Origin of the sequence: Tenacibaculum aestuarii (assembly GCF_964510395.1) — a bacterium.
Taxonomy (GTDB): Bacteria; Bacteroidota; Bacteroidia; order Flavobacteriales; family Flavobacteriaceae; genus Polaribacter; species Polaribacter aestuarii.
This window is the reverse complement of the sequence record NZ_CAZEFY010000001.1, coordinates 611,274-624,108: the sequence shown is the minus strand read 5'-3', so window position 1 is coordinate 624,108 and position 12,835 is coordinate 611,274. Positions and strand designations below refer to the sequence as shown.

General features: G+C 31.9%; 10 protein-coding genes and 2 tRNA genes. All 12 read left to right on the top strand.

Going from position 1 to position 12,835, the window contains the following annotated elements:
• The first annotated feature begins 272 nt into the window (after positions 1-272).
• Positions 273-503 carry a hypothetical protein gene (locus ACKTSU_RS03010; RefSeq protein WP_028892791.1) on the top strand — a complete coding sequence of 77 codons (231 nt, stop codon included), beginning with the start codon at positions 273-275 and terminating at the stop codon, positions 501-503.
• A gap of 151 nt (positions 504-654) precedes the next feature.
• Positions 655-729, top strand: a tRNA-Pro gene (locus tag ACKTSU_RS03005).
• Positions 730-879: 150 nt separating this feature from the next.
• A tRNA-Thr gene (locus tag ACKTSU_RS03000) sits at positions 880-953 on the top strand.
• 98 nt (positions 954-1,051) lie between these two features.
• Positions 1,052-1,657: a uridine kinase gene (gene udk / locus ACKTSU_RS02995; protein WP_274635074.1), complete on the top strand. Its 606-nt coding sequence runs from the start codon at positions 1,052-1,054 to the stop codon at positions 1,655-1,657.
• Between the two features lies 1 nt (position 1,658).
• Positions 1,659-1,982, top strand: a complete 324-nt coding sequence (locus ACKTSU_RS02990; protein ID WP_408034882.1) for an FtsB family cell division protein — start codon at positions 1,659-1,661, stop codon at positions 1,980-1,982.
• A complete protein-coding gene (locus ACKTSU_RS02985) occupies positions 1,975-3,321 on the top strand; it encodes a methylmalonyl-CoA mutase subunit beta (protein WP_408034881.1) in 1,347 nt (448 codons plus the stop codon). The genes ACKTSU_RS02990 and ACKTSU_RS02985 overlap by 8 nt, the downstream gene beginning before the upstream one ends.
• A complete protein-coding gene (scpA, locus tag ACKTSU_RS02980) occupies positions 3,314-5,377 on the top strand; it encodes a methylmalonyl-CoA mutase (protein WP_408034880.1) in 2,064 nt (687 codons plus the stop codon). Before ACKTSU_RS02985 ends, scpA begins: the two co-directional genes overlap by 8 nt.
• A gap of 5 nt (positions 5,378-5,382) precedes the next feature.
• A complete protein-coding gene (locus ACKTSU_RS02975) occupies positions 5,383-6,261 on the top strand; it encodes a phosphatidylserine decarboxylase (RefSeq protein WP_408034879.1) in 879 nt (292 codons plus the stop codon).
• 105 nt (positions 6,262-6,366) lie between these two features.
• Positions 6,367-9,513: a cytochrome c biogenesis protein CcsA gene (gene ccsA / locus ACKTSU_RS02970; RefSeq protein ID WP_408034878.1), complete on the top strand. Its 3,147-nt coding sequence runs from the start codon at positions 6,367-6,369 to the stop codon at positions 9,511-9,513.
• Positions 9,514-9,573: 60 nt separating this feature from the next.
• On the top strand, positions 9,574-10,089 hold the full coding sequence (locus tag ACKTSU_RS02965) for a DUF2892 domain-containing protein (protein ID WP_408034877.1): 516 nt from the start codon (positions 9,574-9,576) through the stop codon (positions 10,087-10,089).
• A 59-nt stretch (positions 10,090-10,148) separates the two neighbouring features.
• Complete coding sequence (locus ACKTSU_RS02960) at positions 10,149-12,053, top strand: polysaccharide biosynthesis protein (RefSeq protein ID WP_408034876.1); 1,905 nt, start codon at positions 10,149-10,151, stop codon at positions 12,051-12,053.
• A 28-nt stretch (positions 12,054-12,081) separates the two neighbouring features.
• On the top strand, positions 12,082-12,834 hold the full coding sequence (locus ACKTSU_RS02955) for a polysaccharide biosynthesis/export family protein (protein WP_408034875.1): 753 nt from the start codon (positions 12,082-12,084) through the stop codon (positions 12,832-12,834).
• The last annotated feature ends 1 nt before the right edge of the window (position 12,835 follow it).

Below are 12,835 nucleotides of genomic sequence, written 5' to 3'. Positions count from 1 at the left end.
AAAATTGTTAATATTCTGCTAATAATTTGACATAACAATTAAAAATTACTATATTTATCTTTATAGATTATGTCTATAATTGATATCTAAAGATTTTTCGACTTAATAAGAAAAACTTATAACATCATAAGGTAAATTGATAGATTTACTTATAGTAAACATAAAGTTTCCTCTAAATTTGTCGCCCCAGTTATTTTAGGGGTTAATTTTTTAACTAAATCAATTACCAGACAAACCTAAAAGAAAATTTTAAATTAAAATTGGTAGATTTTATGAAATCAGAATTAATCAATAAGGCAGAAGAGTTTGAAAACAGAAAATTCAAATTTGTGACCACTAGCGATAGAATACTAGCAGCTAGAGAAGCAAAAGCTCTAATTTTAGAGATTAACGAGGTATACAAAAAAACAAAAGACACTACGTTAATGGACATCATGAAACGTTTAACAGCTGTAAAACAACGAATTGAAAAACGTTTAAAAGGAAAACCTTTAACTGCCTAAACAATAAACAGTGTTTTAACGCGTTAGCAATATATATACATAAGAATCGTAGTTATATTAACTACTACTCTCATTATAATATTTATTCTTGATAAAGTTCTAAGTTAAATTTACTTAGAACTTTTTCTTTTTTAAATATATTTGTACTCATCGGGATGTAGCTTAGTCCGGTTAAAGTGCTGGTCTGGGGGACCAGAGATCGGTGGTTCGAATCCACTCATCCCGACTTCTCATTTTTTACTTCTTTTTTTAATCATCAAAACAAACTAACTTTCAACCACTTAAAAAGAGCACCAAAAAAAAGTTACCCAAAAAGCAAAAAAAGTTTTTGCAGTATCAAAAAACGTTATATATTTGCCACGCTTTAAAGGAAAACGCCGATGTAGCTCAGCTGGCTAGAGCAGCTGATTTGTAATCAGCAGGTCGTGGGTTCGAGTCCCTCCATCGGCTCAAAAGCCAAAAGCGCTAACAAAAGTTAGCGCTTTTTTTATGCGCTTATTTTACTAAATTTGTCATAACTCTATTTTTACAAAGACTTAATGAAAAACATATTTGTTATTGGTATTGCAGGAGGAACAGGAAGTGGAAAAACCACTGTAGTAAATCAAATTATTAATGAACTTCCTGCGGATGAAGTATGTGTTATCTCTCAAGATTCTTACTACAAACAAACAGATAATCTTACCTACGAAGAACGCACTAAAATAAACTTCGACCATCCAAGAGCTATTGATTTCGATTTAATGGTTCAACATTTAACTGAGTTAAAAAATGGAGACATCATTGAACAACCTGTATATTCGTTTGTAGCTCATAACAGAACTAAAGACACCATAAAAACCCACCCAAGAAAGGTTATTATTATTGAAGGAATTTTAATTTTTAATAGTGAAGATCTTCGTAACTTGTGTGATATTAAAGTTTTTGTACATGCTGATGCTGACGAACGCCTAATAAGACGTGTTCGAAGAGATATTAAAGAGCGCGGTAGAGATGTTGATGAAGTTTTAAACCGTTACCAAACTACCTTAAAACCAATGCATCAACAATTTATCGAACCTACAAAAAATTACGCTGATATTATTATACCTAACGACAGATATAATACTGTAGCTATTGACATTGTGAGAACCGTAATTAACGATCGTTTATAATATGAATTTCAAATCAATTAAAAACAAACCATCCTTTAAAATCGCTACTAATATTTACGTGATTATACTTACTGTATTTGTAGTTTGGATGCTTTTTTTTGATGAAAATTCATACCTTACACATAGAGAGTTCAATACAGAAATTAAAGAACTAAATAGTTGGATTGAATATCACGAAAAGAAAATTAAAAAAGACAAACAAACGATACAACAACTTCAAGACTCTCTTCAATTAGAACGTTACGCAAGAGAAAAATACTTAATGAAGAAAGAAGGAGAAGATATTTATATTATTGAATTTGATACCATAAAAAGTGATGAGTAATTATTTATTTGACGAATTTAACGGTGTTAGCTCCACTGAATGGAAACAACAAATACAAGTAGACCTTAAAGGAGCCGACTACAACGAAACCTTATTATGGAAAACAGAAGAAGGAATTACTGTAAGACCTTTTTACACCAAAGAAGATAGAACAAACACAAAGGTTAACACTCCACAAAAAGGCTTTGCTATTTGTCAGTCAATTTTTATTGACGATGAAAAAAAAACCAATGCTTTTGCTATAGACTCACTTCAAAGAGGCGCTTCATCAATTCATTTTTTAGCAAAAAAAGAGTTCGATTACAAAGCTTTATTAAAGGGGATTGATACAGAAAATATCACAATCTATTTTTCGTTAGATTTTCTATCTTCTGAATTTACCAAAGATGTATCTAGTTTTGTCAACTCAGATAAATGCTACTTTAACACAGATATTATTGGTCACTTAGCAATTTCTGGAAATTGGTATTCAAATCTTAAAAATGACCATACTCAACTAGATGAAATAGTAAAAGCAACTAAAAATACTATTTGTGTCGATGCTTCAATTTATCAAAATGCAGGAGCAACAATTACACAACAACTAGCCTATGCTTTAGCACATGCAAATGAATATCTGAATCATTTCGGAAGTACAGTTACAAATAATATCCATTTTAACTTCTCTGTAGGAAGCAATTACTTTTTTGAAATTGCCAAATTAAGAGCCTTTAGAATCTTATGGGATTCTTTATTGAAAGAATATAATACTGATACAACCGCTCATATTTTTGCAGAACCTAGCAGACGTAACAAAACCATATACGACTATAATGTAAACATGCTTCGTACAACTTCTGAGTGCATGAGTGCCATTTTAGGAGGCGCAAATACAATAGCTAATAGTTCATATGATAAAATATTTCATCAACCGAATGAGTTTGGTGAGCGTATTTCAAGAAATCAATTATTGATTCTGCAACAAGAAAGCGAATTAGCAGAAGCCCAAAATATTGCTAATGGTGCTTACTATATTGAAACCATTACACAACAACTAGCACAAAAAGCGCTAGAAATCTTTAAACAAATAGAACAAGGTGGTGGCTTTTTAAAACAATTGAAAGAAGGCGTTATCCAACGAAAAATTAAAGAATCTGCTAACAGGGAGCAAGAATTATTCAACTCTGGAAAATTAGTCTTACTAGGTACTAACAAAATCCAGAATGAGAATGATAAAATGAAACAAGATTTAGAAGTTTCTCCTTTTCTGGAAACACGTAAAGAAAAGACCTTGATTCAGCCAATTATTCAAAAACGACTAGCTGAAAAGCTAGAACAAGAACGTTTACAAGATGAGTAGAAAAGACATATCAAACATACAGTTACCTAAAAACCAAGCACAAGCAAACAACTCTTTTAAACATGAAGGTTTTGTTGCGGGTATTGCCCCTAATTTACGTGGCCCTTACTCTACTATGTATGTCCGTAGACCTTGGACCATTCGTCAATATGCAGGTTTTTCAACTGCTGAAGAAAGTAATGCTTTTTATCGCAGAAATTTAGCTGCTGGTCAAAAAGGGCTGTCTGTAGCTTTTGATTTAGCTACTCACAGAGGATACGATTCTGATCATGAACGCGTTCAAGGTGATGTTGGAAAAGCAGGAGTAGCTATTGATTCAATTGAAGACATGAAAGTCTTATTTGATCAAATTCCACTAGATAAGATGTCGGTTTCTATGACTATGAACGGAGCCGTTTTACCTATTTTAGCTTTCTATATTGTAGCTGCAGAAGAACAAGGTGTCGCTCCTGAATTATTATCAGGAACAATTCAAAATGACATATTAAAAGAGTTTATGGTGCGTAACACCTATATTTACCCACCTACTCCATCAATGAAAATTATTGCAGATATTTTCGAATATACTTCTGAAAATATGCCAAAATTCAATTCTATTTCAATTTCAGGATACCACATGCAAGAAGCTGGTGCTACTGCTGAAATTGAACTAGCATACACACTTGCTGACGGACTAGAATACATTAAGAAAGGATTGGAAGCAGGAATGGATATTGATACTTTCGCTCCTCGTTTATCTTTTTTCTGGGCAATTGGAATGAACCATTTTATGGAAATTGCTAAAATGCGAGCAGGAAGAATGTTATGGGCGAAAATGGTAAAACAATTCAATCCAAAAAACTCAAAATCACTAGCCTTAAGAACTCACTGTCAAACTAGTGGATGGAGCTTAACAGAGCAAGATCCTTTTAATAATGTAGCCAGAACTACAATCGAAGCAATGGCTGCTGCTTTTGGAGGAACTCAGAGTTTACATACCAATGCTTTAGATGAAGCAATTGCTTTACCTACCGATTTTTCGGCACGTATTGCTCGTAACACACAAATCTATTTACAAGAGGAAACTCATATTACCAAAACTGTTGATCCTTGGGCAGGTAGCTATCATGTAGAAAAACTTACCGAAGAAATTGCTAACAAAGCTTGGGAATTAATTCAGGAAGTAGAAGAATTAGGAGGAATGACCAAAGCTATTGAAAAAGGAATTCCAAAAATGCGTATTGAAGAGGCTGCTGCAAAAAAGCAAGCGAAGATTGATAGCGGTCAAGATGTAATTGTTGGGGTTAATAAATACCAACTAGAGCAAGAAGATCCTCTACATATTTTAGAAGTAGACAACGAAGCAGTTCGTCAATCGCAAATCAACCGATTAAACGACTTAAAATCTAAAAGAAATCAGACTGAAGTAGACAAAGCTCTAAACGACTTAACCGAGTGTGCTAAATCAGGTGACGGAAATTTATTAGATTTAGCTATAAAAGCTGCACGAAACAGAGCCTCTTTAGGTGAAATTTCAGACGCTCTTGAATCTGTTTTCGGACGTCATAAAGCAGTACATAAAACCATTTCAGGCGTGTATAGTAAAGAAATAAAAGACGACGAATTATTTAAAAAAGCAACCGAACTAGCTGACAAGTTCGCAGAGTTAGAAGGTCGTCGCCCTCGTATTATGATTGCCAAACTTGGTCAAGACGGTCACGATCGCGGCGCAAAAGTGGTGGCAACAGGGTATGCCGACTTAGGTTTTGATGTAGATATAGGACCTTTATTTCAAACACCACAAGAAGCTACCAAACAAGCTATAGAAAACGACGTACATATTTTAGGAATTTCCTCATTAGCTGCGGGACACAAAACCTTGGTTCCTCAAGTTATCGCCGAACTTAAAAAATATGGTCGTGAAGACATTATGGTGATTGTAGGAGGAGTAATTCCTGCACAGGATTACCAATTCTTATTTGATGCAGGCGCTGTAGGTGTTTTTGGCCCTGGAACTAAAATTGCACAAGCTGCTATTGATATGCTAACCATTTTAATTGATAGTACCGAAGAATAACGGTTATGAAAATAAAATTCATTGATAGAAAAACAGGTAAAATAATTACCGAAACCCCTCCTGGAGAAGGATATTTAAAATTGCTATACAACAATCCGTTTGGTAAAATGGCTTTATTGCCGTTAGTTAAACGTAAATTTTTATCATCTTGGTACGGTAAACTCATGAACAAACCCAGTTCTATTAATAAAATAAATAGTTTTGTTAGAGAGCTTCAAATTGACATGAATGAGGCAGAAAGACCTTCTGAGGACTATATTTCTTTCAATGATTTTTTCTATCGAAAATTAAAGTCAGATGCTCGCCCTATTGAAGAAGGCTTCGTTTCTCCTGGTGACGGAAAAATGTTAGCATTTAAAAACATTTCTGACATTCATAACTTCTTTATTAAAGGAAGAAAATTCACCTTAGAAGAATTTTTAGGTAATAAAGAACTAGCCACAAAACATAAAGACGATTCTTTAATTATACTTCGGTTAGCCCCTAACGATTATCATAGATATCATTTTCCATACGACGGAACTCCTTCCGAAGTAACAAAAATTAAAGGACGCTATTTTTCAGTATCTCCTTACGCTTTAGCTGCTAACTTTACTAAAGTATTTTGTGAAAACAAGAGAGAATACTGCACTTTAAAAACACACGATAAGGGAGATATTATTATTGCTCCAGTAGGTGCCACCATGGTTGGAAGTATTATTGAAACTTACACACCAAACACTGAAGTAAAAAAAGGCGACGAAATGGGTTACTTTGCTTTTGGAGGTTCAACTATTGTATTGTTAGTTAATAGTTCTAAAATCACTATTGATGAAGATATTTTAACCAACACCAAAAACAGGATGGAAACCTTTGTTAAAATGGGAGAACGAATTGGAAATTAACCTTCATAAATTTAACATTTTACCTTTTAAAAATGATTAATTTCATAAGGTGATTAGAGCTTTAATCCGTAAATTTGCGTCGTTTTATACTTAGCAGATTTACTGATGAAAAAAATCTTAGATACCCTCTACTCTACCCGTTTAATGGCTGTTTTATTTTTTGCTTTTGCCATTGCCATGGGAGTTGCCACTTTTATTGAAAACGATTACGGAACACAAACTTCTAAAGCACTAGTCTACAACACTTGGTGGTTTGAGTTAATAATGGTGTTTTTTGTTATCAATTTTTTCGGAAATATTTTTAGGTATAGGTTGTATAAAAAAGAAAAATGGTCTGTATTATTATTTCACATATCCTTTCTTTTAATCTTAATTGGTGCTGGTATTACTCGTTACATTAGCTATGAAGGTTTAATGGTTATTGATGAAGGAGAAACAACCAATCAATTCTACTCAGAACATACTTATTTAAATGTAATTATTGATAATAGTGAATTTCAAAAAACCACTGCTAACAAATTACTTTTATCTGCTTGGGGTAAAAACTCAGTAACTTTTGAAGAAAATTTCCAACCTGAAAAAGGAGGTAAAAACCATGAGGTTACTTTTAATTTAGTAGACTATATTCCTTGGTCTGAAACAAAAATGGTTTTAGACGAAAACGGTACAGAACATTTATTCTTTGTAGAAAGTTCTGACGGAAGCAGACATGAACATTATATTAAAAAAGGAACCATAGAAAATATTCATAATATTTTAGTTGGTTTTGACGCTCCTAATAAAGAAGCTGCTTCAATTAACTTCTTTTACGAAGACGGTAGCTTAAAAATGATTTCTAAAAATGATGGAGATTGGTTTAGAATGGCTGATCAAAAGAAAGGTTTAATAGTTAAGGATAGTGTACAACATTTTCAATTCTTAACACTTCATAATGTAAACGGATTACAATTTGTTGTTCCAAAATCACCTGAAAAAGGAGAAATAAAAACTGTGAGAGGTGAAAAGGATGACAAAAAATATGATACCGTAATTTTTGACATTACTTCCAACGGAGAAACAGAACGTGTAGAGTTTTATGGTGGGAAATTTAATGTTAGCAACCAACAACAATTTAGTATTGGTGACTTAAACTTTAGAGCTTGGTATGGTTCAAAATTGCTGCAAGCTCCTTTTAGCATAAAACTAAATGACTTTCAATTAGAAAAATACCCTGGTTCGGAAAGTGCTGCTGCTTACGCTAGTGAAGTTACTGTAATAGCACCTGATGAAACTTTTGACTACAGGATTTTTATGAATCATATTTTAGATTATCAAGGATATAAATTTTTCCAATCAAGTTATAAAATTGAAGGAGAGCATGAACAAACACATCTATCTGTAAACCATGATTTTTGGGGAACTTGGATTACCTATATCGGTTACTTTTTATTATTCTTTGGTTTAACCGCTGCTTTGTTTGTAAAAGGCACTCGTTTTTATGATTTAAAACAATCATTAGTCAAAATTCGAAATAAAAAAGCCAAATTATCAGTAATTGCTTTATTTATTTCTTTAGCGGGCTTTAGTCAACACAAACAACATGAACCTAAACAAATTACTGAAGCTCAAATTGACTCTATTTTAATCGCTAACAAAGTAGACAATAAACACGCTGATTTATTCAGTTCTTTAGTTATTCAAGATGCTGGCGGACGTATGAAACCTGCTCATACCTTTGCTTCGGAATTAGTTAGAAAAGTGGCACATGTGGATAAATTTAAAGACATGGATCCTAGCCAAATTTTACTTTCTATTACAGAAAACCCAATGCTTTGGCTTAATGTTCCTTTTGTTTATCTAGAGGACGGGAATACACAAGTTAGAGAACTTTTAGGAGTTGACAAAGATGCTGAATATGCACGTTTTATTGATTTTTACAATCCTGATGGCTCTTCTAAAATCAGTAAACTTGTTGTTGAAGCTGAGAAGAAAAAAATTCAAAATAAATTTGAAAAAGACATTATAAAAATTGAACGTAGAGTTTGGTTATTATCACAAGCCTTAGGTGGAGGAATGTTACGTACCTATCCTATCCCAAACGACGAAAACAATAAATGGGTTTCGCAACCAGAAACCTTACAGGCCAATTTTAAAGGAACAGATTCGGTATTTGTACGTCAGTCATTACCTGTATACTTACAATTATTACAAGCTTCAAAAAAATCTGGGGATTATACAGAAACCAATAAAGTTCTAGACGGAATTAAGAAATTCCAACGAAAATTTGGCGCAGATGTTATTCCTGCAAAAGATAAAATCGATTTAGAAATAGCTTATAATAAGCTAAACATCTTTGTTAAACTTTCGGAGTATTACGGATATGTAAGTTTACTTTTAATTGTATTTGTTTTCTTACAAATTTTCAACAACAAACCATGGGTTAACAATGTAGTAAGAGTACTTGTAGGAATTGTTATCTTCCTTTTCGTTTTTCATGTATTAGGATTAACAGCACGTTGGTATATTAGTGGAAATGCTCCTTGGAGTAATGCTTATGAGTCTATTATTTTTGTTGGCTTAGCTACCATGTTATTTGGGTTAATTCTTGGAAAGAAATCGTCTTTAACTATTGCTGCAACAACATTTTTAGTTTCTGTTATATTAATGTTTGCACATCAAAACTGGTTAGACCCTGAAATTGCCAACTTACAACCTGTACTAAACTCTTGGTGGTTATATGTTCATGTATCTGTAATTGTTGCTAGTTATGGTCCATTCGCGATGGGAATGATTTTAGGTATTTTCTCTTTATTCTTAATCATTTTCACCAATGAAAAGAATAAAAAGAAAATGGCCTTACATATTAAAGAGTTAACTGTTATTAATGAAATGGCTTTAACCGTTGGTTTGGTAATGCTTACCATTGGTAACTTTTTAGGTGGTATGTGGGCTAATGAAAGTTGGGGTCGCTACTGGGGTTGGGATCCTAAAGAAACTTGGGCATTAATTTCTATTATGATATATGCTTTTGTGTTACACATGCGTTTGATTCCAGGTTTAAGAGGACGTTTTACTTTTAATTTATGGTCAATCTTAGCTTTCGCATCAATTATGATGACATATTTTGGAGTAAACTTCTACTTATCTGGATTACACTCTTACGCTAGTGGCGATAAAGTAATTACACCTACTTCAGTATATTATTCTATAGCTTTTGTTGCTCTTTTAGGAACACTAGCTTGGATAAAGAACAAAAAGTATTACAAAAAATAAGTTGACAGTTTTTCTGTTAAAAAATGTATTTTTGCAAACCGATAAAAAGAAAAGACAATTATGTTCAATAAAAATATAAAATTAGTTTTAGCAGCTTTAGTAACTGTATGGTCTGTGTATGAATTTATGCAAGGTCATATAATGAATGGAATATCAATACTTTTATTAGCTGGACTGTTTATTTTATTTTATTTCAAAAACGAATTTATTCTTTTAGCTTTTTTACAACTACGTAAGCAAAACTTTGCTGGGGCTCAAAAATGGTTAGGATATATTAAAAACCCTTCTGCTGCTTTAACCAAAAAACAAGAAGGATATTACAATTACCTACACGGTATTATGTTATCTCAAACTAATATTACACTTGCCGAAAAATACTTAAAAAAAGCTGTTAAGTTAGGCTTAGCTATGGATCATGATTTGGCTATGGCTAAATTACAATTAGCAGGTATAGCAATGACTAAACGTAGAAAAAGAGAAGCTACTACCCTAATGGCAGAAGCTAAAAAGCTTGATAAACACGGAATGCTTAAAGAGCAAATGCAAATGATGAAACAACAAATGAAGAAGATTTAATTCTTCTTTAATTTGTTCATTTTATATTTTGTACCTTTATTTGCTAACAAAAATCAACAATGATTAAGAGTTTGTTTTTAAAAGCTTTTGATAGGTATGCCTCTAGATGGGTTGTTTTAATTATAGATATTACATTAGTTTGTATTTCCTTTATTTTAGCCTATACAGTACGTTTTAATGCTAGCTTAAATTTTGAAGTCGAAAATCTACTCTTTCAAATCCCTTTCATAGCTCTTATTTCTCTTATCAGTTTCCTTACTGTTGGTTCTTACAAAGGAATTATTCGTCATACTGGAACAAGGGATGCCTTCAATGTTTTTATTGGAGTGACATTAATCTTTATCATCACTACTAGCCTTGTACTAATTAACAACCTTATAAAAATTGCTCCTGATTTTACGATCCCAAAATCGATTCTTATTATTCATTATCTGATTTCTGTTATTGTTTTAGTTATTAGTAGATATGTATTTAAAGCTTTTTATGAAATTATTTCTACTGAATTAAAATCAATCACCAATGTTTTAATTTATGGTGCTGGTGACTCTGGATTGATAACTTATGGAGCTTTAAATAGGGATACCAAAAACAAATATGAGGTTGTTGGTTTTGTTGATGATGATCCGAAGAAAATTGGTAAAAAGTTAGATCGAATAAAAATATACAGCAAGAAAGTAATCAATAAGAACTTCATACAAGACAAGCAGATTGATGAAATTATTATTTCTATTCAAAATATAAAATCTGAAAAACTTTTATACTTAACTGATAAATTACTAGAACTAGGTGTTCAGGTAAAGATTGTACCTCCTTTATCTAAATGGATTGATGGCGATTTAGAAGCCAACCAAATTAAACAGGTTAAAATTGAAGACTTATTAGATAGAAAACCAATTTCTATCGACAATCCAATTGTTAAAAGAGAGGTAAATAATAAGGTAATTTTAGTCACAGGTGCTGCTGGATCAATAGGTTCTGAAATTTCACGCCAACTAAGTGTATACAACCATAAACACTTGGTTTTAGTAGATCATGCAGAATCTCCCTTATATGACCTTCAACAAGAACTTATTCAAAAAGATTGTAAAAATTTCACCTCTATAGTAGCTGATGTTAGAGATGAAATTAGAATGAATGAAATTTTTGAAGAGTTTAAACCTCAAAAAGTTTTTCATGCTGCGGCTTATAAACATGTTCCTTTAATGGAAATGAGTCCTTATGAGGCTGTAAAAATTAATATTGGAGGAACAAAAAATATCGCTGACTTATCAATAAAACACAATATTGATCGTTTTGTAATGGTATCTACTGATAAAGCTGTAAACCCAACCAACGTGATGGGTGCTACAAAACGTGTCGCTGAAATGTATATAAGCTGCCTTAGCAACTCTAAAAATCATACAACAAAATTTACAACTACTCGTTTTGGTAATGTTTTGGGATCTAATGGATCTGTAATTCCACTTTTTAAACGTCAAATTGAAAATGGGGGTCCTTTAACAGTTACTCATAAAGATATTACTCGATACTTCATGACTATCCCTGAAGCTTGCCAATTAGTCTTAGAAGCAGGAACAATGGGAAATGGTGGTGAAATTTATATTTTTGACATGGGTAAATCAGTTAAAATATATGACATAGCTAAAAGAATGATTTATTTATCTGGATTACAATACCCTGATGATATTGATATAAAAATTACTGGTCTTCGTCCTGGTGAAAAATTGTATGAAGAGCTCTTGGCTAATGGTGAAAATACTACTCCTACCTATCATGAAAAAATAATGATTGCTAAAAACCAATCTATAAATTATACACTTGTTAATTCTAAAATAAAAGAATTGTGTTTATCTAACCTAAACCATAACAACAAAAAAACAGTTCAACTTATAAAAGAAATTGTACCTGAATATATATCTAACAATTCTATCTATGAAAAATTAGATATTGCTTCTAAAAATTAAATTAGTAATTTCGCCAAAAATCAAGTCAATGCAAAGAGTTTCAAAAATTGTTTTAGCTATTATCATTCTATTAATTACGTCTTGTGCTTCAAGAAAAGATATCATTTATTTTCAAAATGATGAAGTTGATCAATCAAAAATCAATTATAAAACAATTTTTAAATCAGGTGATTTACTACAAATCAATATTTCTGCTCTAGATATAGAAGCTGTAAAACCTTTTAATTTAAACTCTAGTTCTACAGCCAATACAAATACATCAGAAACAACACAACATTCTTATTTAATAAATAACGACGGTTATATTGATTATCCTATTTTAGGAAAAATAAAATTGGTAAACTTAACAAGAAGTGAAGCTATTGATTTACTTAAAAACAAACTATCGCCTGATTATATCAAAAACCCTACGGTAAATATCAAAATTACTAACTTTTCAATAACTGTTCTTGGTGATGTAAAAAGTCCTGGTAGGTTTACGATTCCAAATGAACGTATTTCTGTTATAGAAGCTATTGGTTTAGCTGGTGATTTAAACATGTCGGGGGTCAGAACTATTGAAGTTAAAAGAGAAGAAGACAATCAAATTAAAACTTATAAATTGGATTTGCGTTCTAATAAAATCTTCAACTCTCCTGCCTTTTATTTACAACAGAATGATGTCGTATATGTAGAGCCAAATAGAGCATCTTCACAAGACGCAGCATATAATAAAAACACTGGTCTTTTTATATCAATCGGTTCTATACTTATTTCATTAATAACAATTCTTACAAGATAAT

What these genes read in the sequence shown, in the direction of transcription:
- ACKTSU_RS03010 (WP_028892791.1), top strand. Translation starts at nt 273, where the DNA reads ATGAAATCAGAATTAATCAATAAGGCAGAAGAGTTTGAAAACAGAAAA.
- ACKTSU_RS02990 (WP_408034882.1), top strand. Translation starts at nt 1,659, where the DNA reads ATGAATTTCAAATCAATTAAAAACAAACCATCCTTTAAAATCGCTACT.
- ACKTSU_RS02985 (WP_408034881.1), top strand. Translation starts at nt 1,975, where the DNA reads ATGAGTAATTATTTATTTGACGAATTTAACGGTGTTAGCTCCACTGAA.
- scpA (WP_408034880.1), top strand. Translation starts at nt 3,314, where the DNA reads ATGAGTAGAAAAGACATATCAAACATACAGTTACCTAAAAACCAAGCA.
- ACKTSU_RS02975 (WP_408034879.1), top strand. Translation starts at nt 5,383, where the DNA reads ATGAAAATAAAATTCATTGATAGAAAAACAGGTAAAATAATTACCGAA.
- ccsA (WP_408034878.1), top strand. Translation starts at nt 6,367, where the DNA reads ATGAAAAAAATCTTAGATACCCTCTACTCTACCCGTTTAATGGCTGTT.
- ACKTSU_RS02965 (WP_408034877.1), top strand. Translation starts at nt 9,574, where the DNA reads ATGTTCAATAAAAATATAAAATTAGTTTTAGCAGCTTTAGTAACTGTA.
- ACKTSU_RS02960 (WP_408034876.1), top strand. Translation starts at nt 10,149, where the DNA reads ATGATTAAGAGTTTGTTTTTAAAAGCTTTTGATAGGTATGCCTCTAGA.
- ACKTSU_RS02955 (WP_408034875.1), top strand. Translation starts at nt 12,082, where the DNA reads ATGCAAAGAGTTTCAAAAATTGTTTTAGCTATTATCATTCTATTAATT.